General features: G+C 57.6%; 22 protein-coding genes, 4 tRNA genes and 1 riboswitch. Of the genes, 20 read left to right on the top strand and 6 right to left on the bottom strand.

The genetic code is table 11. The annotated features are described in order from the left end of the window. Positions 1-22: 22 nt before the first annotated feature. The 8 genes from argR (at position 23) to astE (ending at position 9,178) form a co-directional block, all read left to right on the top strand. Positions 23-1,003, top strand: a complete 981-nt coding sequence (gene argR / locus AC1MEE_RS17245) for a transcriptional regulator ArgR (protein ID WP_480410807.1) — start codon at positions 23-25, stop codon at positions 1,001-1,003. A 363-nt stretch (positions 1,004-1,366) separates the two neighbouring features. Beyond that, on the top strand, positions 1,367-2,587 hold the full coding sequence (locus AC1MEE_RS17240; RefSeq protein WP_480410806.1) for an aspartate aminotransferase family protein: 1,221 nt from the start codon (positions 1,367-1,369) through the stop codon (positions 2,585-2,587). Positions 2,588-2,741: 154 nt separating this feature from the next. Beyond that, positions 2,742-3,758, top strand: a complete 1,017-nt coding sequence (aruF, locus tag AC1MEE_RS17235) for an arginine/ornithine succinyltransferase subunit alpha (RefSeq protein WP_480410805.1) — start codon at positions 2,742-2,744, stop codon at positions 3,756-3,758. Between the two features lie 80 nt (positions 3,759-3,838). Beyond that, entirely contained in the window at positions 3,839-4,864 is a 1,026-nt protein-coding gene (astA, locus tag AC1MEE_RS17230; protein ID WP_480410804.1) for an arginine N-succinyltransferase, read from the top strand. After that, the gene (gene astD / locus AC1MEE_RS17225; protein WP_480410803.1) at positions 4,861-6,330 is read left to right on the top strand and encodes a succinylglutamate-semialdehyde dehydrogenase; all 1,470 of its coding nucleotides are present in this window, start codon (positions 4,861-4,863) and stop codon (positions 6,328-6,330) included. Before astA ends, astD begins: the two co-directional genes overlap by 4 nt. A gap of 57 nt (positions 6,331-6,387) precedes the next feature. Further along, the gene (gene astB / locus AC1MEE_RS17220; RefSeq protein WP_480410802.1) at positions 6,388-7,734 is read left to right on the top strand and encodes an N-succinylarginine dihydrolase; all 1,347 of its coding nucleotides are present in this window, start codon (positions 6,388-6,390) and stop codon (positions 7,732-7,734) included. A gap of 90 nt (positions 7,735-7,824) precedes the next feature. After that, the gene (locus AC1MEE_RS17215) at positions 7,825-8,115 is read left to right on the top strand and encodes a topoisomerase II (RefSeq protein WP_480410801.1); all 291 of its coding nucleotides are present in this window, start codon (positions 7,825-7,827) and stop codon (positions 8,113-8,115) included. A 52-nt stretch (positions 8,116-8,167) separates the two neighbouring features. Then, positions 8,168-9,178 carry a succinylglutamate desuccinylase gene (gene astE / locus AC1MEE_RS17210; RefSeq protein ID WP_480410800.1) on the top strand — a complete coding sequence of 337 codons (1,011 nt, stop codon included), beginning with the start codon at positions 8,168-8,170 and terminating at the stop codon, positions 9,176-9,178. A gap of 131 nt (positions 9,179-9,309) precedes the next feature. On the opposite strand, the gene AC1MEE_RS17205 is transcribed toward astE, so the two are convergent. After that, positions 9,310-9,822, bottom strand: a complete 513-nt coding sequence (locus tag AC1MEE_RS17205) for a 6,7-dimethyl-8-ribityllumazine synthase (RefSeq protein WP_480410799.1) — start codon at positions 9,820-9,822, stop codon at positions 9,310-9,312. 130 nt (positions 9,823-9,952) lie between these two features. Beyond that, a riboswitch (FMN riboswitch) is annotated at positions 9,953-10,121 on the bottom strand. Between the two features lie 216 nt (positions 10,122-10,337). Here AC1MEE_RS17205 and ltaE point away from each other — a divergent pair. From ltaE to AC1MEE_RS17170, 7 genes are all read left to right on the top strand, one after another. After that, a complete protein-coding gene (ltaE, locus tag AC1MEE_RS17200) occupies positions 10,338-11,342 on the top strand; it encodes a low-specificity L-threonine aldolase (RefSeq protein WP_480410798.1) in 1,005 nt (334 codons plus the stop codon). A gap of 147 nt (positions 11,343-11,489) precedes the next feature. Next, complete coding sequence (gene alaS / locus AC1MEE_RS17195) at positions 11,490-14,108, top strand: alanine--tRNA ligase (protein WP_480410797.1); 2,619 nt, start codon at positions 11,490-11,492, stop codon at positions 14,106-14,108. Between the two features lie 95 nt (positions 14,109-14,203). Continuing rightward, positions 14,204-15,439, top strand: coding sequence for an aspartate kinase (locus tag AC1MEE_RS17190; protein ID WP_480410796.1), 1,236 nt, complete (start codon positions 14,204-14,206; stop codon positions 15,437-15,439). A 183-nt stretch (positions 15,440-15,622) separates the two neighbouring features. Then, positions 15,623-15,811 (top strand): carbon storage regulator CsrA, encoded by a 189-nt coding sequence (gene csrA / locus AC1MEE_RS17185; RefSeq protein ID WP_020290522.1) that lies wholly within the window; start codon positions 15,623-15,625, stop codon positions 15,809-15,811. A 60-nt stretch (positions 15,812-15,871) separates the two neighbouring features. Further along, positions 15,872-15,962: transfer RNA gene (locus tag AC1MEE_RS17180), tRNA-Ser, on the top strand. 107 nt (positions 15,963-16,069) lie between these two features. After that, positions 16,070-16,146, top strand: a tRNA-Arg gene (locus tag AC1MEE_RS17175). Positions 16,147-16,219: 73 nt separating this feature from the next. Then, positions 16,220-16,296 (top strand) — tRNA-Arg (locus AC1MEE_RS17170). A gap of 92 nt (positions 16,297-16,388) precedes the next feature. On the opposite strand, the gene AC1MEE_RS17165 is transcribed toward AC1MEE_RS17170, so the two are convergent. Then, on the bottom strand, positions 16,389-16,907 hold the full coding sequence (locus AC1MEE_RS17165; RefSeq protein WP_480410795.1) for a cell envelope protein SmpA: 519 nt from the start codon (positions 16,905-16,907) through the stop codon (positions 16,389-16,391). 310 nt (positions 16,908-17,217) lie between these two features. On the opposite strand from AC1MEE_RS17165, the gene mgtE reads away from it, so the two are divergent. Continuing rightward, positions 17,218-18,660 carry a magnesium transporter gene (mgtE, locus tag AC1MEE_RS17160; protein WP_480410794.1) on the top strand — a complete coding sequence of 481 codons (1,443 nt, stop codon included), beginning with the start codon at positions 17,218-17,220 and terminating at the stop codon, positions 18,658-18,660. Between the two features lie 137 nt (positions 18,661-18,797). Here the strand turns inward: mgtE and AC1MEE_RS17155 are convergent, their stop codons facing one another. The 3 genes from AC1MEE_RS17155 to AC1MEE_RS17145 all read right to left on the bottom strand — a co-directional run bounded on the left by AC1MEE_RS17155 (position 18,798) and on the right by AC1MEE_RS17145 (position 19,964). Then, a complete protein-coding gene (locus tag AC1MEE_RS17155) occupies positions 18,798-19,127 on the bottom strand; it encodes an Arc family DNA-binding protein (RefSeq protein ID WP_480410793.1) in 330 nt (109 codons plus the stop codon). Between the two features lie 363 nt (positions 19,128-19,490). Then, positions 19,491-19,676: a PA3371 family protein gene (locus AC1MEE_RS17150; protein ID WP_480410792.1), complete on the bottom strand. Its 186-nt coding sequence runs from the start codon at positions 19,674-19,676 to the stop codon at positions 19,491-19,493. Positions 19,677-19,721: 45 nt separating this feature from the next. Beyond that, entirely contained in the window at positions 19,722-19,964 is a 243-nt protein-coding gene (locus AC1MEE_RS17145) for a hypothetical protein (protein ID WP_480410791.1), read from the bottom strand. 324 nt (positions 19,965-20,288) lie between these two features. Between AC1MEE_RS17145 and AC1MEE_RS17140 the strand changes: the two genes are divergently transcribed. Next, positions 20,289-20,365: transfer RNA gene (locus AC1MEE_RS17140), tRNA-Arg, on the top strand. A 245-nt stretch (positions 20,366-20,610) separates the two neighbouring features. Here the strand turns inward: AC1MEE_RS17140 and AC1MEE_RS17135 are convergent. Further along, on the bottom strand, positions 20,611-21,075 hold the full coding sequence (locus AC1MEE_RS17135) for a hypothetical protein (protein WP_480410790.1): 465 nt from the start codon (positions 21,073-21,075) through the stop codon (positions 20,611-20,613). A gap of 563 nt (positions 21,076-21,638) precedes the next feature. Here AC1MEE_RS17135 and AC1MEE_RS17130 point away from each other — a divergent pair. The 3 genes from AC1MEE_RS17130 to AC1MEE_RS17120 all read left to right on the top strand — a co-directional run bounded on the left by AC1MEE_RS17130 (position 21,639) and on the right by AC1MEE_RS17120 (position 24,826). Next, complete coding sequence (locus AC1MEE_RS17130; protein ID WP_480410789.1) at positions 21,639-22,658, top strand: branched-chain amino acid aminotransferase; 1,020 nt, start codon at positions 21,639-21,641, stop codon at positions 22,656-22,658. A 537-nt stretch (positions 22,659-23,195) separates the two neighbouring features. After that, positions 23,196-23,960, top strand: a complete 765-nt coding sequence (gene aztA, locus AC1MEE_RS17125) for a zinc ABC transporter ATP-binding protein AztA (protein ID WP_480410788.1) — start codon at positions 23,196-23,198, stop codon at positions 23,958-23,960. Further along, positions 23,957-24,826, top strand: coding sequence for a metal ABC transporter permease (locus AC1MEE_RS17120; protein WP_480410787.1), 870 nt, complete (start codon positions 23,957-23,959; stop codon positions 24,824-24,826). Before aztA ends, AC1MEE_RS17120 begins: the two co-directional genes overlap by 4 nt. Positions 24,827-24,833: the final 7 nt, after the last annotated feature.

Here is a 24,833-nt window from a genome sequence, read left to right as displayed (position 1 = left end):
GATACGTTTCGGACTGCACGCTATGACTGCCCATCGAATTGGTTTCCTTATTTGGCCCAGCACCAAAGCCTTGACTCTGGCGCTGGCCGAGGAAGCCTTGCGTGTTGCACAGCGCGTCCATCCAGAAGTGGTTTACGAATTGCTGTTCTTGCACGCCGAAGCGCCAGCTGAAGGCGCCTGGCAGTTGCCCGGCGAACCCTGGGTCGGGCGGCTGGAAGGTTGCCAAAAGCTGTTCCTGGTGGCTGATGAGCCGCCCGCGCAAATGGCCTCGTCGCTAAGCAGTGCGCTCAAGCAGTTGGTGCGCGCCGGTTGTGTGATCGGTGGTTTGTCCGCGGGGGTTTATCCACTGGCCCAGCTCGGCCTGCTCGACGGTTATCGCGCGGCCGTGCACTGGCGTTGGCAGGATGATTTTGCCGAGCGTTTTCCGAAAGTGATCGCCACCAGTCATCTGTTTGATTGGGATCGTGATCGTCTGACCGCGTGCGGCGGCCTGTCGGTACTTGATCTGTTGTTGGCGTTGCTGGCCCGTGATCATGGCGCCGAGCTGGCTGGTGCGGTGTCGGAAGAGCTGGTGGTGGAGCGAATTCGCGAGGGCGGCGAGCGCCAGCGCATTCCGTTGCAAAACCGTTTGGGCTCCAGCCATCCGAAGCTGACTCAAGCTGTACTGCTGATGGAAGCGAACATCGAAGAACCGCTGACCACCGACGAAATTGCCCAGCATGTCTGCGTGTCGCGTCGGCAACTGGAGCGGATTTTCAAGCAATACCTGAATCGAGTGCCAAGCCAGTATTACCTGGAACTGCGCCTGAACAAGGCCCGGCAAATGCTGATGCAGACCAGTAAATCGATCATTCAGATCGGCTTGTCCTGCGGATTTTCATCGGGGCCGCATTTCTCCAGTGCCTACCGCAACTTCTTCGGCGCCACGCCGCGCGAAGACCGCAACCAGCGCCGCAGCAGCAGCCCGTTCGAATTGTCGTCAGTGCCTTCCGAGCGCGGCTGAAGCCGTCATAAAGGCCCCCCCCAGATCCAAATCAACTGTAGGAGCGGGCTTGCAACTACGCGTCCCGCCGATGGCGGCGTGTCTGACACACCGCATCAAGCTGATCGCAGGCAAGCCAGCTCCTATGAATTGAGGTTCGCCGCAGAGTTTGCGCCAGGCGAAAGCTGCCTGTCAGGCACGCCGATAAAAAGTTTAAACTGCTCTTTTCCGACGCTATATGTCGCATTGCCGAAAACCGCGGAAAAACACGGTTTGGCGCTGTAACAAGTTGTCGCTTGGCGGCAAGGCTGGACCGAAATCAGTCCTTACAATCCTCCCATCGCTGGCCAGTTTCAGGCAGGCGTTCCTCTTCAGGAGACTCCGATGTCCGTTGAGCATGCTCAGGTGCAACGCACCGATTTCGACCAGGTAATGGTCCCTAACTACGCCCCTGCAGGTTTTATCCCTGTACGTGGTGCGGGTTCCCGAGTCTGGGATCAATCGGGTCGCGAACTGGTCGACTTTGCCGGCGGGATTGCCGTGAATGTGCTTGGCCACGCCCACCCGGCACTGGTCGGCGCCTTGACCGAGCAAGCCAATAAGCTGTGGCACGTATCCAACGTCTTCACTAACGAGCCGGCCCTGCGTCTGGCGAGGAAGTTGGTCGACGCTACCTTCGCTGACCGTGCGTTCTTCTGTAACTCTGGCGCCGAAGCCAACGAAGCCGCTTTCAAGCTGGCGCGTCGGGTGTCCCATGACCTGTATGGCCCGGAAAAATACGAGATCATCGCCGCGATCAACAGCTTCCACGGTCGCACGCTGTTCACTGTGAACGTAGGCGGCCAGTCCAAGTATTCCGATGGATTCGGTCCGAAAATCACCGGCATCACTCACGTACCGTACAACGATCTGGACGCGCTGAAAGCGGCGATTTCCGACAAGACCTGCGCCGTGGTGCTGGAGCCGGTTCAAGGCGAGAGCGGCGTCATCCCTGCCGAGCTGGCTTACTTGCAAGGCGCTCGCCAACTGTGCGACGAGCACAAGGCACTGTTGGTCTTCGACGAAGTGCAGACCGGCATGGGCCGTACCGGCGAACTGTTTGCCTATATGCATTACGGCGTGATCCCGGACATCCTCACCAGCGCCAAGAGCCTGGGCGGCGGTTTCCCGATCGCAGCAATGATGACCACCGACGCGCTGGCCAAGCACTTGACCGTCGGCACCCACGGCACCACTTACGGCGGTAACCCGCTGGCCTGTGCGGTGGCTGAAGCGGTGATCGATATCGTCAATACCCCGGAAACATTGGCTGGCGTGAAGGCCAGGCACGACCTGTTCAAGACGCGTCTGGAAAAAATCGGTGAGCAATACGGCATATTCACCCAGGTGCGTGGCCTGGGTCTGCTGATCGGTTGCGTACTCAGCGATGCCTGGAAGGGCAAGGCCAAAGACATCTTCAACGCCGCTGAAAAAGAAGGCGTGATGATCCTGCAGGCCGGTCCTGACGTGGTGCGTTTCGCGCCGAGTCTGGTCGTGACCGAGGCTGATATCGAAGAAGGGCTGAACCGTTTCGAACGCGCCATCGCCAAGTTGACTCAGGCTTGATGAGCCTCTGAAACCTAGAGCTGTATCCCTCGGCGTTGGCCATGAAGGCCGGCGCCGGGCTTTTTTCTTGTACTGGGTGGGCTGTAGGCCACGTGGTGCTTTTTTTTTCTGTGTCGGCCGATGCCGGCCTGTATTTTTGGTAAGGAGTGACACCATGCTGGTGATGCGCCCCGCGCAAATGGCTGATCTGGGCGAGGTACAGCGTCTGGCTGCGGATAGCCCGATTGGTGTCACTTCACTGCCGGATGATGTTGGCCGTTTGACTGACAAGATCGCGGCTTCGGAAGCGTCGTTCGCGGCCGAAGTCAGTTTCAACGGCGAAGAGAGCTATTTCTTTGTCCTCGAAGACAGCGAAAGCGGACGTCTGGTCGGCTGTTCCGGAATTGTCGCTTCGGCGGGTTATTCCGAACCCTTCTACAGCTTCCGTAATGAGACCTTCGTTCACGCCTCGCGCGAACTGAAGATCCATAACAAGATTCATGTGCTGTCCCAGTGTCACGACTTGACCGGCAACAGCTTGCTGACCAGCTTCTATGTGGTGCCAGAGCTGGTGGGCACCCACTGGTCGGAACTCAACTCTCGCGGACGCCTGCTGTTCGTTGCCAGCCACCCGGAGCGTTTTGCCGATTCGGTGGTGACGGAAATCGTCGGCTACAGCGATGAGAATGGCGACTCGCCGTTCTGGGATGCCATCGGGCGTAACTTCTTCGACCTGAACTACGCCGAGGCCGAGCGTCTGTGCGGCCTGAAAAGCCGGACCTTCCTCGCTGAACTGATGCCGCATTACCCGATCTACGTGCCGTTGCTGCCCGACGCCGCGCAAGAGGCCATGGGCCAGGTTCATCCGCGTGCGCAGATCACCTTCGACATCCTGATGCGCGAAGGCTTCGAGACCGATCACTACATCGATATTTTCGACGGCGGTCCGACCCTGCATGCGCGGGTGTCCGGGATTCGTTCGATTGCCCAAAGCCGAGTGGCGCCCGTGAAAATGGGTGACATGGGCAAGGGCGGGCGTCTGTATCTGGTCGCCAATGGTCAGTTGCAGGATTACCGCGCCGTCATGCTGGAGCTCGACTGGGTGCCGGGCAAACCGGTCAACCTGAGTCTGGAAGCAGCCGAAGCTCTGGGCGTCGGCGAAGGTGCCAGCGTACGCGTTGTGGCGGTTTAACAGACTCGACCGTTTAGTGTCTGGTTTGCAGGTTTAGCGAGATTCGCGGGCTCCCGAGGGAGTCCGGTTGAGGAGATAGCATGATCGTTCGTCCCGTACGCAGCAGCGACTTACCGAAGCTGATCGAGCTGGCGCGCACCACAGGCCCCGGCCTGACGACGCTGCCGGCCAATGAAGAGCGCCTGGCGCATCGGGTCGGTTGGGCCGAGAAGACCTTTCGTGGCGAAGCCGAGCGCGCCGATGCGGACTATCTGTTCGTTCTCGAAGATGACGACGGTCAGGTGGTGGGGATTTCTGCCATCGCCGGCGCCGTAGGTCTGCGTGAGCCCTGGTACAACTACCGGGTCGGCCTGACGGTCAGCGCCTCTCAGGAGCTGAATATCTATCGTGAGATCCCGACGCTGTTTCTGGCCAACGACCTGACCGGCAATTCGGAGCTGTGCTCACTGTTCTTGCGCAGCGACAGTCGCACCGGTCTTAACGGTCGGTTGCTGGCCAAGGCGCGGATGCTGTTCATTGCCGAGTTCCCGAAACTGTTCGGCAACAAGATCATCGCCGAGATGCGCGGCATGTCCGATGCAGCGGGGCGTTCACCGTTCTGGGAAAGCCTGGGGCGGCACTTCTTCAAAATGGAATTCAGCCAGGCCGATTACCTGACCGGTGTCGGCAACAAGGCGTTCATCGCCGAACTGATGCCCAAGTTCCCGCTGTACAGCTGCTTCCTTTCCGAAGATGCGCGCAACATCATCGGTCGCGTACACACCGACACCGAGCCTGCGCTGGCGATGCTCAAAAGCGAAGGTTTCAGCTATCAGGGTTACGTCGACATCTTCGACGCCGGTCCGGCCGTGGAATGTGAAACCTCGAAAATCCGCGCCGTGCGCGACAGTCAGGCATTGGTTCTGGCAATCGGTACGCCGGGCGATGACGCTACACCGTTCCTGATCCACAACCGCAAGCGCGAAGATTGCCGCATCACCGCCGCACCTGCGCGGCTGGCTGCCGGCACGCTGGTAGTGGACCCCATGACCGCAAAACGTCTGCAACTGAGCGCAGGTGATCAAGTGCGCGCGGTACCTTTATCCGCCGCGAGGGAGGCTGTTTGATGAGCACACTTTATATTGCAGGTGCCTGGCAAGCCGGGCAGGGCGAAGCTCTGGAATCGTTGAATCCGGTCACCCAGCGCGTGCTGTGGACGGGCAAGGGCGCGTCTGCCGCGCAAGTCGAGACCGCCGTGCAAGCGGCGCGTCAGGCATTTCCGGCCTGGGCCAAGCGCTCGCTGGATGATCGCATTGCAGTGCTCGAAGCGTTCGCCGCGAGCCTGAAAAGCCATGCGGACGAACTGTCCCGTTGCATCGGTGAAGAAACCGGCAAGCCGGTCTGGGAGTCGGCCACCGAAGTCACCAGCATGATCAACAAAGTGGCCATTTCGGTGCAAAGCTACCGCGAACGTACCGGCGAGAAGAGCGGCCCACTGGGCGACGCCACCGCTGTGCTGCGCCACAAGCCCCATGGCGTGGTCGCGGTATTTGGCCCCTACAACTTTCCTGGGCATTTGCCGAACGGGCATATCGTCCCGGCACTGCTGGCGGGCAACGCCGTTTTGTTCAAGCCTAGCGAGCTGACGCCGAAAGTCGCCGAGCTGACGGTCAAGTGCTGGATCGAAGCCGGGCTGCCAGCCGGTGTGCTGAACCTGTTGCAAGGTGCTCGCGAAACCGGCATTGCGTTGGCGGCCAATCCTGGGATCGACGGTTTGTTTTTCACCGGCTCCAGCCGCACCGGCAACTTGCTGCATCAACAGTTCTCCGGGCGCCCGGACAAGATCCTTGCGCTGGAAATGGGTGGCAACAACCCGCTGATTGTCGATCAGGTCGAAGATGTCGACGCGGCGGTCTACACCGTAATTCAGTCGGCATTCATCTCCGCCGGGCAGCGTTGCACCTGCGCTCGTCGTTTGCTGGTGCCTGAAGGCGCGTGGGGCGATGCGTTGCTCGCACGTCTGGTGGCAGTCACCGCGACTATCGAGGTCGGCGCGTTCGATCAGCAACCAGCACCGTTCATGGGCTCGGTGATTTCCCTGGGCGCTGCGCGTGCATTGCTCGATGCTCAGGAGCATCTGCTGGCCAATGGCGCCGTGGCGTTGCTGGAAATGACCCAGCCGCAGGCACAGGCGGCCTTGCTGACGCCGGGAATTCTGGATGTCAGCGACGTTGCTGATCGGCCGGATGAAGAGCTATTCGGGCCGCTGCTGCAAGTGATCCGCTATGCTGATTTTGACGCAGCCATCGCTGAAGCCAACGCCACTCAATATGGTCTGGCGGCCGGTTTGCTCTCGGATTCCGAAGAGCGTTATCAGCAGTTCTGGCTGGAAAGCCGTGCCGGTATCGTCAACTGGAACAAACAATTGACCGGTGCCGCCAGCAGCGCGCCGTTTGGTGGCGTGGGTGCTTCGGGCAACCATCGCGCCAGTGCGTATTACGCAGCTGATTACTGCGCCTACCCGGTGGCCTCACTGGAAGCGCCGCGGATCAGTCTGCCGGCTACTTTGACCCCGGGTGTAAAGCTTTCCTGAGCTCCTACAGAAATCCAGGAACCCACGCCATAACAACAGATCCACGGAGCCTCGCCGATGAAATCATATGAAGTCAATTTTGACGGTTTAGTGGGGCCGACCCATAACTACGGCGGTCTGTCTTACGGCAACGTCGCGTCCCAGAGCAACAGTCAGCAGTCTTCCAACCCACGGGAAGCTGCGCTGCAAGGCCTGGCGAAGATGAAATCGCTGATGGAAATGGGCTTCACCCAAGGCGTGCTGGCCCCGCAAGAGCGCCCGGACGTGGCTGCACTGCGTTCTCTGGGTTTCAGTGGCACCGACGCGCAAGTGATCGAGCAAGCCGCGAAAGACGCCATGCCGTTGTTGGTCGCCAGTTGCTCGGCATCGAGTATGTGGGTAGCCAACGCTGCCACGGTCAGCCCGAGCGCCGATACTGCGGATGGCCGCGTGCATTTCACCGCCGCCAACCTCAACTGCAAATACCACCGCAGCATCGAACACCCGACGACCAGTCGCGTGTTGGGTGCGATGTTCGCCAACCAACAGCACTTTGCCCATCACGCGGCGTTGCCGGCGGTGGCGCAGTTTGGTGATGAAGGCGCGGCCAACCACACCCGTTTCTGCCACGACTACGGTCAAGCGGGCGTTGAGTTTTTCGTGTTCGGGCGCAGTGCGTTCGACACGCGTTACCCGGCGCCGCAGAAGTATCCGGCCCGGCAAACCCTCGAAGCTTCGCAGGCCGTTGCCCGCCTGCACGGTCTGAGCGACGACGGTGTGGTCTTTGCCCAGCAAAACCCGGCGGTGATCGATCAAGGGGTGTTCCACAACGACGTGATCGCGGTGGGTAACGGCGAGCTGCTGTTCTATCACGAGGATGCGTTCCTCAATACCGAACACATGCTGGCCGAGTTGCACGACAAGCTGGGCCGCCGTGGCGGACGTTTCCGTGCGATCTGCGTGCCGCGCGCCGAAGTCGCGGTCGAAGACGCCGTGCGTTCCTACCTGTTCAACAGCCAGTTGTTGTCTCGTGCCGATGGTTCGATGCTGCTCATCGTGCCAGAAGAGTGCCGCAGCAACGAGCGCGTCTGGCAGTATTTGCAGCGCCTGATCGCCGACGATGGCCCGGTCGCTGAAGTGAAAGTTTTCGATCTCAAGCAAAGCATGCAGAACGGCGGCGGCCCGGCGTGCCTGCGGTTACGGGTCGCGCTCAATGAAACTGAGCTGGCGGCGGTCAATCAAGGGGTTATCATGACGGCGCCCTTGTACGACACGCTGACCCAATGGGTCGACAAGCACTATCGCGATCGCATGAGCGAAAACGATCTGGCCGATCCAAAATTATTGCTTGAATGCCGTACGGCACTGGATGAACTGACGCAAATCCTTAAACTGGGCTCGGTTTATCCTTTCCAAATCAATTGAAAGTCAGCGCCCTGAAATTCGTCGATGCAGTGGGTAACCCGGCACTCGACATCAGGGCGCGAGATTTTACTCTCTATAGAGCACCCGATTATGAGCGACACCCTGCAGTTGATCCTTGAAGACACCGACGGCACTCAGCTGGAAACCTCTTGCACTCGCGTTGCCGTGATGTGGCAAGGCAAGGAATTGTGGATTCAGCACGATGGCCGTGGCCAGTTGCTGATCGGCGTCGATGTCGAAGAGGGTGACGCCGAATACGCTAATCTGTTGTTACGTCCATTGGCGACCAACCTGGTCAGCCTGCAGCTGGAAATGGAGCTGGCAGAGGTCGGTGACGATGACGAACACGTTCACGGTCCTGACTGCAACCACGATCACTAAGTCCGATCATGGTGCCATTGCTATTTAGCTCGTTCAATTAGGTGCATGACTTATGCTCGCTCTAGGCAAGCTGCTTGAACTGACCCTGGCTGGTCGCGAACCAGCGGAAAAGACTCAACTGACTGTCGAAGGCGTGCGTATGCGCTGGCTGAGCGAAGGGGCGCTTGAAGTCCGTCCGCCTGAAGCGCGCGACAACGGCATGGACCTGCTGTTGTCTGCCGGCATCCACGGCAACGAAACGGCCCCTATCGAGTTGTTGGATCGGTTGATCCACGACATTGCGCGCGGTGATTTGAAGCCGCGTGCACGTATTCTGTTTTTGTTCGGCAACCCTGAGGCCATGCGCCGCGGGGAGCGTTATATCGAGCAGGATGTGAACCGGCTGTTCAACGGCCGTCATGAGCAGACCAGCGGCTTCGAGGCTTTGCGAGCTTGCGAACTGGAGCGTCTGGCGGACAGTTTCTTCAGTCTGCCGGATCGTTATCGGTTGCACTACGACCTGCATACGGCGATCCGTGGCTCGAAGATCGAGCAATTCGCGTTGTACCCCTGGAAGGAAGGTCGCCAGCATTCACGCCGTGAACTGGCGCGCTTGCGTGCGGCGGGCATGGAGGCGGTGCTGCTGCAGAACAAGTCCTCGATTGTCTTCAGCTCGTACACCTACGACAAACTGGGTGCTGAAGCTTTCACCCTGGAGCTGGGCAAGGCGCGGCCGTTCGGGCAGAACCAGGAGGTCAATCTGGAGCTGCTCGAACAGCGCCTCAAGCAAATGATCGAAGGCACCGAGCCACCGCTTGAAGATCAGCCGCTCGATGGTTTGCAGTTATTCAGCGTGGCCCGGGAAATCATCAAGCACAGCGACGCGTTCAAATTGAACCTGCCCGCTGATATCGAGAATTTTTCGGAACTGGACCAGGGCTTTCTGCTGGCCAATGACCTGGCCGATACCCGCTGGATTGTCGAAGAGCAGGGTGCGCGCATTATCTTCCCGAACCCCAAGGTCAAGAATGGCCTGCGCGCCGGTATTCTGATCGTGCCGACCACGGGCGACGAGCTGGCCTGATGTAACGGCCTGAGAGGGGACTGATTTATTTTTCGCGCTCTTTGAAAAATCAATCTGTCCCCGGCCTTGATCAAAAACGGGGACAGATTAATTTTCGATGAAGCGCTGAAAATAAATCAGTCCCCTGGGGATTAAACCGCTACCCGCTGCGGCAGTTCGTTGCGGCGCAGACTGCGGATTTTATTCAGGGTATCCGCGCAGGTTTTCGCCGCTTCCGCGCCTTTGTGCACGAAATGATCGAAGAAGAACTTCTGGTGTTCATCACCCGCGTGGAAGTTATGCGGTGTGAGGACCACGGAAAATACCGGGATTTCCGTTTCCATTTGCACTTGCATCAACGCGCTGATCACCGACTGGGCGACGAACTCATGACGATAAAGACCGCCGTCGACCACCAGGCCGGCTGCGACTACGCCTGCGTAACGACCGGTCTTGGCCAACAGTTTGGCGTGCAGAGGGATTTCAAAAGCACCGCCGACTTCGAAGAAATCGATATCGCTTTCTGCGTAGCCATGGTTGGCCATTTCAGCGACAAAACCTTTACGGCTCTGATCGACGATATCCTTGTGCCAGCAGGCCTGGATAAACGCGATGCGCTCGTTGGGGTGGCTTTTGCTTTTGCTATCGATTGCAGTGGGTTGCATCAGTTCTGACTCCTGTTTATGAAAAAAACAGGGCGTTTTGGATCGAATGGGATGCCAGGGTGCGTCGAGATCACGGCCTGAACGCAACAATGTTCACGGCGATGCGCACGATACGGTCCTGTGGTGCCAATCCCGTTCTCTCTTCATCCGGACTATGACCGTCGGCCCCGGAATCACACCGGGTCTGCTGACCTTGTCAGTGCCAAAACCGAAGCTTCAGCACCACAAGCGCTCGCGGGCTAAACGCATTGCGCGTCATTACCGCCGGTGGGGAATCGCACCCCGCCCTGAGAACGTTGCCGACAGCATTTTCTGCCGGCGCGGAGTTTTTATCATAGTTTTCTCGAATATGCATGGGGACTTTCGTACGGTTGTCCTGACTTTTTCTTATATCGAAGCGCCCGGTTCATGGTTCGGCTGCCTTGAATAAAGCGCTCAACGGCCTCAGTAATGGGCTATTGCAGGACCGTTCCTGCGCTTACTATCGACGTTCAGACTTTTCAGGGAGTTTTACCGTGACGGTTATTGATCTGCGCAGCGACACCGTGACCCAGCCCACGGCAGGGATGCTCCACGCCATGTCCCGCGCGCCATTGGGCGATGATGTGTATGGCGAAGATCCGACGGTGAACCGTCTTGAGGCTTACCTGGCCGAGCGCCTGGGGTTTGCCGCAGGGCTGTTCGTGCCCACTGGCACCATGAGCAACCTGTTGGGGTTGATGGCCCATTGCGCACGCGGCGATGAATATATCGTCGGTCAACAGGCGCACACCTATAAATATGAAGGCGGCGGGGCCGCGGTACTGGGTTCGATCCAGCCACAACCGCTGGAAGTCCAGGCAGATGGTTCGCTGGACTTGAATCAGGTGTTGGCCGCGATCAAACCGGATGACTTTCACTTCGCCCGCACCCGTTTGCTGGCGCTGGAAAACACCATGCAGGGCAAGGTTCTACCTCAGGCGTACCTGGCGGCCGCGCGAAAGCTGTGCGATGAACAGGGACTGGCACTGCATCTGGACGGTGCACGCTTGTACAACGCGGCGGTGAAGCTGGGTGTCGATGCCAAAGACATTACGCAGTACTTTGATTCGGTCTCCGTGTGCCTGTCCAAAGGCTTGGGCGCACCGATCGGTTCAGTGTTGTGCGGCACTGCCGAGTTGATCGGAAAGGCCCGACGTTTGCGCAAAATGGTCGGCGGCGGCATGCGTCAGGCCGGTATTCTCGCCGCTGCCGGGCTGTATGCACTGGAGCATCAAGTCGAGCGACTGGCCGACGATCACGCCAACGCGCAATGTCTGGCCGAAAGCTTGCGCGGGCTGGGTTATCAGGTCGAACCGGTACAGACCAACATGGTGTATGTGCAGGTCGACGAACGGGCCGAAGCACTGAAAAACTTCTGCGCCGAGCGCGGGATCAAGCTCAGCGCTGCCGCCCGCCTGCGGATGGTGACGCATTTGGATGTTTCCCGGGCCCAGATCGAACAGGTCGTGGCGGCTTTTGCCGAATTTGCCCGTCACTGAGAGGTGCCGACAGTCCAAATGCTGGTTTGCAACGTACAAACACACTGTACCGAGAACGCAACGCCTATATAATGCGGCCCTTTGCCGTCGCTACGTCCTTTTGACGTTTTGCACTTGCCTCTGGCCGCCGTCTCCGTGGAAGAACCTATGAAAAGCGCAGAAATCCGTGAAGCCTTCCTTCGCTTCTTCGAAGAGCAAGGTCACACCCGTGTCGCCTCCAGCTCTTTGATTCCGGGCAATGACCCCACCCTGCTGTTTACCAACGCGGGCATGAACCAGTTCAAGGATTGCTTCCTGGGCCAGGAAAAGCGCGCCTACACCCGTGCCGTCAGTAGCCAGAAATGTGTGCGTGCCGGTGGTAAACACAACGACCTGGAAAACGTCGGTTACACCGCGCGTCACCACACTTTCTTCGAAATGCTGGGTAACTTCAGTTTCGGTGATTATTTCAAGCGCGATGCCATCACCTACGCCTGGACCTTCCTGACCTCGGTGTTGAAGCTGCCCGAGGAAAAACTCTGGGTTACGGTCTACGCCAGCGATGACGAAGCCTACGATATCTGGACCAAGGAAATCGGCGTACCGGCCGAGCGTATGGTTCGTATTGGCGACAACAAAGGCGCGCCGTACGCTTCCGACAACTTCTGGACCATGGGCGATACCGGCCCGTGCGGCCCGTGCACCGAGATTTTCTACGATCACGGCGCCGACATCTGGGGCGGCCCACCGGGTTCGCCGGAAGAAGACGGCGATCGTTACATCGAAATCTGGAACAACGTGTTCATGCAGTTCAACCGCACCGCCGATGGCGTGCTGCACCCGCTGCCTGCCCCGTCGGTGGATACCGGCATGGGCCTGGAGCGGGTCAGTGCCGTGCTGCAGCACGTGCATTCGAACTACGAGATCGACCTGTTCCAGAGCCTTCTGGCCGCTTCGGCCAAGGCCATTGGTTGCAGCAACGACGCGCAGCCTTCGCTCAAAGTCGTGGCTGACCACATTCGTTCCTGTGGTTTCCTGATTGCCGACGGCGTACTGCCGTCCAACGAAGGTCGCGGTTATGTACTGCGCCGGATCATTCGTCGCGCCTGCCGCCACGGTAACAAGCTGGGCGCCACGGGCAGCTTCTTCTATCAGATCGTTGCCGCACTGGTTGCGGAAATGGGCAGTGCCTTCCCGGAACTGACTCAACAGCAAGCGCACATTGAGCGCGTGCTGAAGGCCGAAGAAGAGCAATTTGCCAAGACCCTGGAGCAGGGCCTGAAAATCCTCGAGCAGGATCTGGCTGAACTCAAAGGCAGCGTGGTGCCTGGTGACGTGGTGTTCAAGCTGTATGACACCTACGGTTTCCCGATGGACCTGACCGGTGACATCGCCCGCGAACGTAACCTGACCCTCGACGAGGAAGGTTTTGAGCGCGAGATGAATGCCCAGCGTGTGCGTGCCCGTTCGGCCAGTTCGTTCGGCATGGACTACAACAGCCTGGTCAAGGTTGATGTCGCCACGAATTTCATCGGTTACACCGCCTCTCGCGGTGCCGCCAAAGTGGTTGGTCTTTATAAGGACGGCCAGGCGGTCGAGCAGTTGAACGAAGGCGACGAGGGCGTCGTGATCCTTGATCAGACGCCGTTCTATGCCGAGTCCGGTGGTCAGATCGGCGATTGTGGCTATCTGAGTGCGGGGGTTGTGCGTTTCGACGTGCGTGACACTACCAAAACCGGCGGTGCGTTCCTGCACCATGGTGTGCAGGCGTCAGGCAGCCTTAAAGTCGGTGCCGAGCTCAATGCAGAGGTCGATGCCGAGGTTCGCCACGCCACGTCCCTGAACCACTCGGCGACGCACTTGCTGCACGCCGCGTTGCGTCAGGTGCTCGGTGAGCACGTGCAGCAGAAAGGTTCGTTGGTCGACAGTCAGCGCCTGCGCTTTGACTTCAGCCACTTCGAAGCGATCAAACCAGAACAGTTGAAAGCCCTGGAAGACATCGTCAACCGCGAAGTGCGCAAGAACACCCCGGTCGAAACCGAAGAAACCGATATCGAGACCGCCAAGCAGAAAGGCGCCATGGCGCTGTTCGGCGAGAAATACGGCGACAGCGTGCGCGTACTGAGCATGGGCGGCGATTTCTCCGTCGAGTTGTGCGGTGGCATTCATGCCAACCGCACAGGCGACATCGCCTTGCTGAAAATCATCAGTGAAGGTGGCATTGCCTCAGGCGTGCGGCGTATCGAGGCAGTCACTGGCGCTGCGGCGTTGGCCTACCTCAACGCGGCCGAAGAACAACTCAAGGAAGCGGCGGCGCTGGTCAAAGGCAATCGCGACAACGTACTGGACAAGCTCTTTGCTGTTCTGGAGCGTAACCGTCAGTTGGAAAAGCAACTCGAACAATTGCAGGCCAAGGCAGCGAGTGCCGCAGGTGACGATTTGTCCTCTGCCGCGCTGGATGTCAAAGGGGTCAACGTCCTTGCCGTGCGTCTGGATGGTCAGGATGGCAAAGCCCTGTTGGCGCTGGTTGATCAGTTGAAGAACAAGCTCGGCCGCGCAGTGATCCTGCTCGGCAGTGTCCATGAAGATAAGGTCGTACTGGTTGCAGGCGTAACCAAGGACCTGACTGGCCAACTCAAAGCCGGTGATTTGATGAAGCAAGCGGCCGCCGCTGTTGGAGGTAAAGGTGGTGGTCGTCCTGATATGGCTCAGGGTGGTGGTGTGGATGCCGGTGCACTGGATGCAGCGCTGGCGTTGGCCGTGCCTTTTGTCGAGCAGGGTATCTAGTCGACCTCCAGGCCTGCCGTCTGACGGCAGGCTTTGGCGCTTTGCAGGGTTTGAATGTTTAATGGGCGCCCTTCACGGGCTGAGGCGGCTTTGAGATGGCTTTGATCGTACAGAAATTTGGAGGCACCTCCGTGGGCTCTGTCGAGCGCATCGAGCAGGTAGCCGACAAGGTTAAGAAATTCCACGATGCCGGCACCGACCTGGTGGTTGTGCTGTCGGCCATGAGTGGCGAGACCAACCGCCTGATCGCATTGGCCAAGCAGATCAACGATCAGCCGGTTCCTCGCGAGCTGGATGTGATCGTGTCCACGGGCGAGCAGGTGACCATCGCCTTGTTGGCCATGGCCTTGATCAAGCGTGGCGTGCCAGCGGTGTCCTACACTGGTAATCAGGTGCGCATCCTGACCGACAGCGCGCACAACAAGGCGCGTATTCTACAGATCGACGATCAGAAGATTCGTGCCGATCTGAAGGCGGGCAGGGTAGTCGTCGTCGCCGGTTTCCAGGGCGTCGACGAACACGGCAATATCACCACCCTCGGTCGTGGTGGCTCGGACACGACCGGCGTAGCCCTGGCGGCTGCGTTGAAAGCTGACGAGTGCCAGATCTATACCGACGTCGATGGCGTCTACACCACTGACCCGCGTGTGGTGTCGCAAGCTCAACGCCTGGACAAGATCACCTTTGAAGAGATGCTGGAAATGGCCAGCCTCGGTTCCAAGGTGCTGCAAATCCGTGCTGTCGAGTTCGCCGGCAAGTACAACGTCCCGCTGCGCGTATTGCACAGCTTCCAGGAGGGTCCGGGCACCCTCATTACCATTGATGAAGAGGAATCCATGGAACAGCCGATCATTTCCGGCATCGCCTTCAACCGCGACGAAGCCAAGCTGACCATCCGTGGTGTGCCAGACAACCCCGGCGTGGCCTTCAAGATCCTGGGCCCGATCAGTGCCGCGAACATCGAAGTGGACATGATCGTGCAGAACGTTGCGCACGATGACACCACCGATTTCACGTTCACCGTGCATCGCAACGACTACCAGGCGGCCTTGCTGGTGCTGGAAAACACCGCGCGCGAAATTGGCGCTCGGGAAGTCGTCGGCGATACCAAGATTGCTAAGGTGTCGATCGTGGGTGTGGGCATGCGCTCTCATGCCGGTGTTGCCAGCCGCATGTTCGAATCGCTGGCCAAGGAAAGCATCAATATCCAGATGATCTCGACCTCTGAAATCAAGGTTTCAGTGGTCATCGAAGAGAAGTATCTGGAGCTGGCGGTGCGTGCTCTGCACACTGCTTTCGAATTGGACGCACCGGCCCGACAGGGCGAGTAATGCGTTGCCCGAAAGGCGCGGATGATCCGCGCCTTTTGTTTTTTTGATCGGTGTAGGAAGGCTGTTCTTTTCTTTACACTAGTCAATACTCAGGTGTAGGACTTTGGCTCGTCTTGCTGTAGGCCTATGCCCTTTTAGTTTTGCAGACTGTTGTCCCTGAATGTAATGCGTGAGGAGAAAGGTATGCTGATTCTGACTCGTCGGTGCGCAGAAAGCCTAATCATTGGTGATGGCGAAATCACCGTGACCGTGCTCGGCGTTAAAGGTAATCAAGTACGAATTGGTGTCAACGCCCCGAAGGAGGTCGCTGTTCACCGTGAAGAGATTTACCTGCGTATCAAGAAAGAGAAGGACCAAGAACCAAGCCATTAATTTTTATTGAAATTTTGGTTTGCAAACGGGGAAAGAGCTGGTTATTATACGCCCCGTCGCGGAGAGGTGGCCGAGTGGCCGAAGGCGCTCCCCTGCTAAGGGAGTACACCTCAAAAGGGTGTCGGGGGTTCGAATCCCCCCTTCTCCGCCATTATTTATGTAGTGCGTTGAAATCTGGCTTGAGCGGTAAGTGTTTGAAATTACTAGCAAAAGCGCTTTACAAAATGATTTAACGATCTATAATGCGCGGCAACAAATGCACTCGTAGCTCAGCTGGATAGAGTACTCGGCTACGAACCGAGCGGTCACAGGTTCGAATCCTGTCGAGTGCACCATTTCAAAGGTTGTTTGCAGTAATGTAAGCGGCTTGTTTCAACCAGCGGTGGTCTGGTTTATCAAACGCCAATTGCACTCGTAGCTCAGCTGGATAGAGTACTCGGCTACGAACCGAGCGGTCACAGGTTCGAATCCTGTCGAGTGCACCAAACACCAAAAAGCCCGCATCTAATGCGGGCTTTTTGCTTTGTGGCCTGCCCCCACAGGGAATCTGCATATTGGCTCTTTTTATGTGCCTGCCTCAATCCTGGCGTTTGCCCTTTACGCATCCGTTCTCGTCGAAAACAACCTGACTGCTGCGGCCTTTCTTTTCGCTGTAGTGATAACGGGTTTCTCCATTTCTGGTAGTGATCTTGTCCGGCTTGCCCAGTGAGCTTTCCACGTCCCGCAGATTCATGCCGGCCCGGGTTTGCTGATTGATGATTGCCCGGCGGCGTTGCTCGCTACTCACTTGATTGCCGCAACTATCGTCACGCTGGCCGACGACGACCAGCTCTTTGCTCGTTCGGCGATTGTCCGGTGGTGCTGCGGTCTCTCTTCTGAATGGAGCCGCTTGGGGCAGTAGGTTGATCGCACTGCTGCTGCCAGGTGGGGCGTTATAAGCCCTTTGCAATTGCATGCTGTGATCGCTTAGACAGCCCAGGGACGTGAAGGTGATGTTGCCTTGGGCGTCCTCGCAGCGCTGTACGGTCGCTGTGATCGCTGAAACAGGAAAGCAGAACAGGGTGATCAATAAAGTCGTTCGGGCAGTGGCGGGCATTTGGCGTCCTCCATAAAGGGCTGTCTTGAAGCCTAGCCGGTGCCCTTTTTGTAAGGTTCGTGTTTTCTTCGCAGGATGTTACGTCGTAGCGCTATCGATTTGGGTGTGTGCTGCAAGCGCTTGCTCTTGTCGGGATTTTGTAGCGTGCAGTGGTCTGGGGCGGTGTATCATTGCGCCCGTCAGCCCCGCCGGGGCTTGTGGAAAACCTCCATGGACTTACCCAGTAGTAACTCGGAATCTTGTTTTCCCCATCACGGATTGACTGATTGATCTCCCTGGCGTGCTCCGCTGCTGGGGGTGGAGTTCGCCTATGACCGAAATAGAAGTAAAAAAAACGCAAGAAAGCCTGCAGGACCGTCTCGCTCAAGTCGTTGAGCTGCTGCATCGTCAGCGTCTGGTCGAAGACCTGACACATCGTCAGGAAGGTCACCATCATGACCGCGTAGAAAATCTCGTTCACCGGCAGAATCTCGTCGAGTTGCAGCGCAAGCTCGATGACCTGCACTCCGCCGACGTCGCCCATATCCTTGAAGCCTTGCCCCTCGCAGAGCGTCTGACGGTCTGGCAGTTGGTCAAGGTCGAGCGCGACGGCGACATTCTTCTCGAAGTGTCTGACTCTGTCCGTGAAACACTGATCGCCGACATGGATGATCAGGAGCTCCTGGCCGCCGCCAAGGAGATGGACGCCGACGAGTTGGCGGACCTTGCCCCTGAGCTGCCACGTGACGTCGTCCACGAGCTGATGGAGGCTCTCGACAGCCAACAGCGTGAGCGCGTGCGGTCCGCGTTGTCGTACGACGAAGAGCAGGTTGGGGCGCTGATGGACTTCGAGATGGTGACTATCCGTGAGGATGTCAGTCTTGAGGTGGTATTGCGTTACTTGCGCCGGCTCAAAGAGTTGCCAGGGCATACCGATAAACTATTCGTGGTCGATTACGACGGTGTGCTCAAGGGCGTGCTGCCGATCAAGCGTCTGCTGGTCAATGATCCCGATAAGCGAGTAGCGGCGGTCATGGCCAGTGATCCGGTGAGTTTTCACCCGGATGAAGATGGCTACGAGGCCGCTCAGGCGTTCGAGCGATATGACCTTATTTCCGCGCCAGTGGTGGACAGGAACGGCAAGCTGATCGGCCGTCTGACCATCGATGAAATGGTCGACCTGATTCGTGAAGAAAGCGAAAACGAAGTCCTCAACATGGCGGGTCTGCGCGAAGAAGAAGACATCTTCGCCTCCGTCTGGAAATCCTTGCGTAACCGTTGGGCCTGGCTTGCAATCAATTTGATCACCGCGTTTATCGCCTCGCGGGTCATTGGCTTGTTCGAAGGTTCGATTGAGAAGCTGGTAGCGCTGGCAGCCTTGATGCCGATCGTTGCCGGGATCGGCGGCAACTCCGGCAACCAGACCATCACCATGATCGTCCGGGCCATGGCGCTGGACCAGGTCAGTACCGGCAACACATCGCGCCTGATGCGCAAAGAACTGGCCGTTTCGCTGATCAATGGCGTGGTCTGGGGTGGAGTGATTGGTGTGGTGGCCTACATGCTTTATGGCAGTTGGTCGCTGGGCGTGGTCATGACCGCCGCCATGACGCTAAACCTGCTGCTTGCGGCGTTGATGGGCGTGTTGATCCCGATGACGCTGACGCGTCTGGGGCGGGATCCGGCCATGGGCGCCAGCGTGATGATCACCGCCGTGACGGACAGCGGCGGGTTCTTCATCTTCCTGGGACTGGCCACAGTATTCCTGCTTTGAATACGCCTGGATAAAAAAACCGCCTCAAGGGGCGGTTTTTTTAGCTTGAAAAAAGAGTGGTCTTACAGAAATCCGCTACTAAAGCCACGAACAAAAAAAGCCAGCTAAATACTGGCCTGAATAGGTTGGCCTTGCTGTCAGGACTCGTCGTCCGCAGCGTGCTCGGTATCGTGAGCAATCAGCGAAACAAGCGCATTTTGCTGGCGATGAGAGAGTTGACGGAAGCGTTGCAATAATTCGCGTTCGTGCATGGACAGCTCCGGGCTGTCAAGGCGCAGGCTTGGTTCGTCGCCCAAGGCACCCTCTTGAATCAGGCTCTGTTCAAGGCGAGCGATGATCTCGGAATTCATGCTGCGGTGATGATTCTTGGCTACCTCATAGACACGATTGCGCATGCCATCAGGAAGTCGTACGACAAACTTGTCAGCCGTGCGGCTGGAATAAGTAGCCTGTTTCATAGGGCTCATATATTTAACCGGTTAGTTCAGGGGAGCGGTTCTAGCAAGTGGCCGCCAGCATGTCATGCTATGACAGTCATTTTGGCCAAATGTTCAACCTGAATTGTTTAAGAGGCCAGTATCATGCCTCACATTAGCCGGTTCCTTGGCGTCAATTCTGTGACAAATATTGAACCTGGTAAAGGCGATTTGCCAGCAGCAATTATCAGAATTGTGGGCTTTTTTGCAAATTATTCCTATCTCCATCTATCCGAATGTCGCTTTAACGTCGGTCGGGGAGTCAGGCAATGCATAGCAGGCCTGTCTTGAGCGTAGAGTGGTTTGATCGATTTGCTAGCGAGGATTGATAAATGAAGCCGGAGGAGGGTCAGGTTAGCGAAGCACCGGGTCAAATTTGATTTTGCGGCCAACGACCAGCGCCACAACGAACAGGGTGACAAACAACCCTGTGGCGACTTTCAGCGATGAACTCGTGGCGTTTGCGTTCAGAGGAAGCAACATATCGATGACGATTGCCATCAACGCCAGAACCAGAAATGACAGTGCGGATTTTGACATGGCTGTTCTCGTTCTCGTAATAATCAGGTCGGGGGAAATCGAGGGTTAAAACACCCAACGTTCGGAACGATCAATCGGCAATGGCTTGGCTTCGTCGGTGTCCTTGGCGAGTATGGCTTCGTTGAACCGCGGATTAGCCATGATCACGAGTTGCGGAGCCTGACGCAGCAAATGCCGGGGTTGCGCCTGAGCATTGACCTGTTCAGTTTCATTGCCGCCACCCTGAAAGTGAAACGTCACCAGCGCGACCAGAGCTGCGGCATTGAGTAAAGAAAGGGCAATGTTCATATCGAGTACCTGCGCATGGAACTTTTTTGTAGGAGGTTTCTGTACAAGCAGATACTGCACGCCCTATGCCAAGCGAAAATATAGAAAAAAACCATATAAATCAATAGGTTATATCGTTTTGTACAGAGAGTGATCTTGCACTTTGCAATGATGGCCTTTTGGAGTAGTGCAAATTGCACGATGGCAGGTGAGTCAGCCACTCAAAATTGCCTCGCAGGCGCGGTACTACGGCTTAAAAAGCAACGGACGACATGACAAACCCATGCCTTGCCGTTAACATGCTCGCCGTCCTCGCTGACACCTTCTCTGTGTGTCGGCACATGTGTCTCAGTAGCTCAATTGGATAGAGCATCCCCCTCCTAAGGGGAAGGTTGGCAGTTCGAACCTGCCCTGGGACACCAACATAATCAAGCGGTTAGCGTATTTCTGTCTGGCCGTATTGGCCGAGTCTGAGATTAAGTCCCCACGTCTCCAAGTGTTCAAGCGTTGAATACCCTTATAAGGGTTCTCCAGGCAGTCCTCGTGTAGGCAATACATGACTGAGCCATACCATTCGCATAAGGCGTTATGCCCGGTATGTCCCGCGATTAACGCGGGACATAATGTCGGGGACGCTGGATGACGCCCTTGAAATCACCTGCGTTACTTAGCGTACCGGGCCGGGTGGTGTAGCCGGGACCATGTGCCAAGGTTCCGAGCATGAGCGCACGTTAGGGTAGTAGCCCTTGGACGAAGGACAGTAGTACCAATTTGGCGCTGACTGAGCGCTGGGTGGAGGTGCCGCCGCCGTCGGCGCGGGCATCGGCTGCGGGGACGGGGCGTAAGGGTAGCCATAAGCAGGGTAGTAATAAGCAGGGGCAGGGTAGTAGTAGGCCGGATAAGCAGGGTAGTAGTACGGACTGCTAATTACCGCAGCGGTATAGCCCAGGCCTAAACCAAGACCCAGGCCCCACCAGGCGCCACCACCATGCCAACCTCCGCCGCCATGCCAGCCACCACCTCCATGCCATCCTCCGCCTCCGTGTGAGTCGGCGACGGCCGGTAATGAAAGACCCGTGCCGATCAGAAGCGCACCAACAAGAACGCAACGTTTTATCGAGTCAATGTTCATGATATCCACCCGCTATGTTCAATACGGCTTACTGTTCATCTGTCCGGTTCTGGTTCTCTCCCGGCTGGGGTCTGGACATGTGCATGCCGCTCAGTCGCCGTCGTGACCGAGAATTCTGTGGTAGATCCCCTTTAAGAATAGATCGAATAGGGTCTTTTGGTGGCTGCCCCTCCCAACGGTGGTATTGGCATCAGGTATGGTTCTTTGTCAGCAGCACGCTCAGCCCCAGGCTGTGTGAAAACTACTGCGCTCGGCAATACTGCGTTAAAAACAGGCTCGGAATGCTCATTTACAACCCGTAGACTCCGCTTCCTCGCCTGTTTTTGCCTTGTCTTGCCTTCGCTCGCTACGTTTTCACACAGCCTGGCCCGGATCCCGCTGCAGGGATCAATAATCAGCATCCCGTCGGCCTGACGGCCCTATTTCCCTGGCAAGAGGTGAAAATCAGGAAGTGGGTGGTCGTCCAGGCTGCGATTTAGGGCTCGAATAAAGTATTGTTGCTTCCATCAGAACGATACGAAAAGCCTGGAGTGTTCAGGCGGTCTTTAAAGGTAGAGGACGTCATGGGTTACGAAAGCATAAATTGGGACAAGCTGGGTTTCGATTACATCAAGACAGACCTGCGTTATCTGTCCCACTGGCGTGACGGCGCCTGGCAGGAAGGCACGCTGACTGAGGACAACGTCCTGCACATCAGCGAAGGCTCGACAGCGCTTCACTACGGGCAGCAGTGCTTCGAAGGGCTGAAGGCGTATCGCTGCAAGGATGGCTCGATCAACCTGTTCCGCCCTGACCAGAATGCAATGCGCATGCAACGCAGTTGCGCCCGGTTGCTGATGCCACCTGTCCCGGTCGACGATTTCATTGAAGCCTGCAAAAAAGTCGTGCGTGCCAACGAGCGTTTCATTCCGCCTTATGGCACCGGCGGCGCGCTGTACCTGCGTCCATTCATCATCGGGGTTGGCGATAACATTGGGGTGCGCACCGCACCTGAGTTCATTTTCTCGATTTTCTGCATGCCGGTTGGCGCCTATTTCAAAGGTGGCTTGAAGCCGAACAACTTCGTGATTTCCAGCTACGACCGTGCCGCGCCCAACGGTACCGGTGCCGCCAAGGTAGGTGGTAACTATGCAGCCAGCCTGATGCCGGGTTCGGAAGCCAAGAAGCGGAACTTCGCCGACTGCATCTACCTGGATCCGCAAACCCATTCGAAGATTGAAGAGGTGGGCTCTGCCAACTTCTTCGCCATCACTCACAACAATGAGTTCGTGACGCCGAAGTCGCCTTCAGTGTTGCCGGGTATCACGCGTCTGTCGTTGATCGAGCTGGCGCAGTCCCGCTTGAACCTCAAGGTCATCGAAGGCGATGTGTTTATCGACCGTCTGAGTGATTTCAAGGAAGCGGGCGCCTGTGGCACCGCCGCTGTGATCACGCCAATTGGCGGTATCGAATACAACGATCAGCTCCATGTGTTCTACAGCGAGAAAGAAGTAGGGCCGATTACCCAGAAGCTCTACAACGAACTCACTGGCGTGCAATCGGGCGATATCGAAGCGCCCGATGGCTGGATCGTGAAGGTCTGATCTCAAGTCCCCCACCCTCAAGGGATTTGCCGGTTCCGTGTGCAGTTACTCTGCGGAGTGACTGCAGACGCGTCTCCATGTCGGATGGCATGCGCTAGGCTCCGTACGAAAAGTGCCTGCGGGCTTCGCGCGTGATGCTGCGTTAAAAACAGGCTCGTGCGCGAGTCCGATCGGAATGCTCATTTACAACACGTAGACTCGAGTGCGAGCCCAGTCCTCTTCCTCGCCTGTTTTTGCCTTGCCTGACCTTCGCTCGGCGACTTCTCGTACAGAGCCTGGTTTTGATTTCCTGATTCTTTGATTGAGCAAACGGTCGCTGGAGCGCGCTTCGTCGTGTCCTGGAAAAGATGTGGACCCCGAATTGAAAAGTTATGTAATACTATAACAAATCGTTTCAGGTTCTCGTCCTGTGAAAGCTCCCCGCACACCCACTATCGTCAGTTCAGTGCTGGCCCAATCTGCCTGGAAACGGGTTCTTCTGGCTTTGGCGATGCTAGGGCTGTTGTGGCTGGCCATCGTATGGGCGGTGGCCATTCCATGAGTGCAGCCATCGCCCTGGATAATCTCACCGTCGCTTACGAGCGTCGCCCCGCGGTCCACCACATCAGTGGTCGCTTCGAGGCGGGCAGCCTGACGGCTATCGTCGGTCCTAACGGTGCCGGCAAGTCGACCTTGATCAAAACCATTGCCGGCACCATGAAGCCTGCTGCTGGTCGGGTGGATCTCGGCAAGCTGGCGACACGGACGCTGGGTTATTTGCCCCAGGCTGCCGAGATCGACCGCAGTTTTCCGTTAAGTGTCGCTGACACCGTGGCGATGGGCGCCTGGCGCAGCATCGGTGCCTTTCGTGGACTGAGTCGCGATCAGGCCAAACGCACTCACGATGCTCTGTCGGCTGTCGGCCTCGACGGTTTCGAAGGGCGCAGCATTGGTTCGCTGTCGTCGGGGCAGTTTCAGCGCGTGCTGTTCGCCCGTCTCTTGCTGCAGGACGCGGCGGTGATTCTGCTGGACGAACCTTTCACCGCCATCGATGCCCGCACTACCCGGGATCTGCTGGCATTGGTGCGGGTCTGGCACGGGCAAGGCCGCACAGTGATCGCTGTACTGCACGATCTCGAGCAGGTCCGCCAGCACTTCCCGCAAACACTGTTGATGGCTCGCGAGACGATTGCCTGGGGCGAAACCGCTGAGGTGTTGAGCGTCGAAAACCTGCGCCGGGCGCGGAATATGGCCGAGTTCTGGAGTGCCGACGCCGAGTTGTGCGCTGCCAATGGCGACGATATGAATGGGAACAAGTCATGATCCTCTACGACACCATCATCCAGCCCTTCGTCGAGTTCGGCTTCATGCGCCGGGCCTTGGTGGCGTGCCTGGCCTTGGGCATCGGTTCCGGGCCGGTGGGCGTGTTATTGATGCTGCGGCGCATGAGTCTGGTCGGCGACGCCATGAGTCACGCCGTGCTGCCGGGGGCGGCGGTCGGGTTTCTATTCGCCGGTCTGTCGCTGCCGGCAATGGGGTTTGGTGGCCTGATCGCGGGTCTGGCGGTGGCGTTGCTTTCGGGACTGGTCAGCCGACTCACGGCGCTGCGAGAAGACGCGAGCTTTGCCAGCTTTTATCTGACTTCCCTGGCGGCTGGCGTACTGATCGTGTCATTGCACGGTTCAAACGTAGACCTGCTGCATGTGCTGTTTGGCACCATTCTCGCCATCGATGCCAGCGCTATTTACATGGTGGGCGGGATCGCCTCGTTCACCCTGATCTTGCTGGCGCTGATTTATCGACCGCTGGTGTTGGAGTGTTTCGATCCTGGTTTCCTTCGGGCGGTAGGCGGACGCGGCTCGCTGTATCACGTGCTGTTTCTGTTGCTGGTGGTGCTTAACCTGGTCGCGGGTTTCCAGGCTCTGGGCACTTTAATGGCCGTCGGCATGATGATGCTCCCGGCCACGGCAGCACGCTTCTGGGCGACCTCCCTCAGCGCACTGATGCTGATTTCGACGCTGGTGGCCACGCTTTCCGGCCTGATCGGCCTGATCGTTTCCTATCACTTGGGGGTCGCTTCCGGTCCAGCCATCGTCCTGACCGCCAGCGCTTTCTATGGCTTTTCGTTGTTATTCGGACGCACTGGAATTCTCCGTCGACTGTTTCCCAAACCCCACCTGGCCCACTGAAGGCCAA

It is taken from the genome of Pseudomonas sp. ASL3 (genome assembly GCF_056680425.1).
This window is presented reverse-complemented; position numbering and strand designations above follow the sequence as displayed.

Coding starts and splice junctions, on each gene's coding strand:
- AC1MEE_RS17190 (WP_480410796.1), top strand. CDS start 14,204: ATGGCTTTGATCGTACAGAAATTTGGAGGCACCTCCGTGGGCTCTGTC.
- csrA (WP_020290522.1), top strand. CDS start 15,623: ATGCTGATTCTGACTCGTCGGTGCGCAGAAAGCCTAATCATTGGTGAT.
- mgtE (WP_480410794.1), top strand. CDS start 17,218: ATGACCGAAATAGAAGTAAAAAAAACGCAAGAAAGCCTGCAGGACCGT.
- AC1MEE_RS17135 (WP_480410790.1), bottom strand. CDS start 21,075: ATGAACATTGACTCGATAAAACGTTGCGTTCTTGTTGGTGCGCTTCTG.
- alaS (WP_480410797.1), top strand. CDS start 11,490: ATGAAAAGCGCAGAAATCCGTGAAGCCTTCCTTCGCTTCTTCGAAGAG.
- astA (WP_480410804.1), top strand. CDS start 3,839: ATGATCGTTCGTCCCGTACGCAGCAGCGACTTACCGAAGCTGATCGAG.
- AC1MEE_RS17120 (WP_480410787.1), top strand. CDS start 23,957: ATGATCCTCTACGACACCATCATCCAGCCCTTCGTCGAGTTCGGCTTC.
- aztA (WP_480410788.1), top strand. CDS start 23,196: ATGAGTGCAGCCATCGCCCTGGATAATCTCACCGTCGCTTACGAGCGT.
- astB (WP_480410802.1), top strand. CDS start 6,388: ATGAAATCATATGAAGTCAATTTTGACGGTTTAGTGGGGCCGACCCAT.
- AC1MEE_RS17240 (WP_480410806.1), top strand. CDS start 1,367: ATGTCCGTTGAGCATGCTCAGGTGCAACGCACCGATTTCGACCAGGTA.
- AC1MEE_RS17150 (WP_480410792.1), bottom strand. CDS start 19,676: ATGTCAAAATCCGCACTGTCATTTCTGGTTCTGGCGTTGATGGCAATC.
- AC1MEE_RS17145 (WP_480410791.1), bottom strand. CDS start 19,964: ATGAACATTGCCCTTTCTTTACTCAATGCCGCAGCTCTGGTCGCGCTG.
- aruF (WP_480410805.1), top strand. CDS start 2,742: ATGCTGGTGATGCGCCCCGCGCAAATGGCTGATCTGGGCGAGGTACAG.
- argR (WP_480410807.1), top strand. CDS start 23: ATGACTGCCCATCGAATTGGTTTCCTTATTTGGCCCAGCACCAAAGCC.
- AC1MEE_RS17155 (WP_480410793.1), bottom strand. CDS start 19,127: ATGAGCCCTATGAAACAGGCTACTTATTCCAGCCGCACGGCTGACAAG.
- AC1MEE_RS17165 (WP_480410795.1), bottom strand. CDS start 16,907: ATGCCCGCCACTGCCCGAACGACTTTATTGATCACCCTGTTCTGCTTT.
- astE (WP_480410800.1), top strand. CDS start 8,168: ATGCTCGCTCTAGGCAAGCTGCTTGAACTGACCCTGGCTGGTCGCGAA.
- AC1MEE_RS17130 (WP_480410789.1), top strand. CDS start 21,639: ATGGGTTACGAAAGCATAAATTGGGACAAGCTGGGTTTCGATTACATC.
- AC1MEE_RS17205 (WP_480410799.1), bottom strand. CDS start 9,822: ATGCAACCCACTGCAATCGATAGCAAAAGCAAAAGCCACCCCAACGAG.
- AC1MEE_RS17215 (WP_480410801.1), top strand. CDS start 7,825: ATGAGCGACACCCTGCAGTTGATCCTTGAAGACACCGACGGCACTCAG.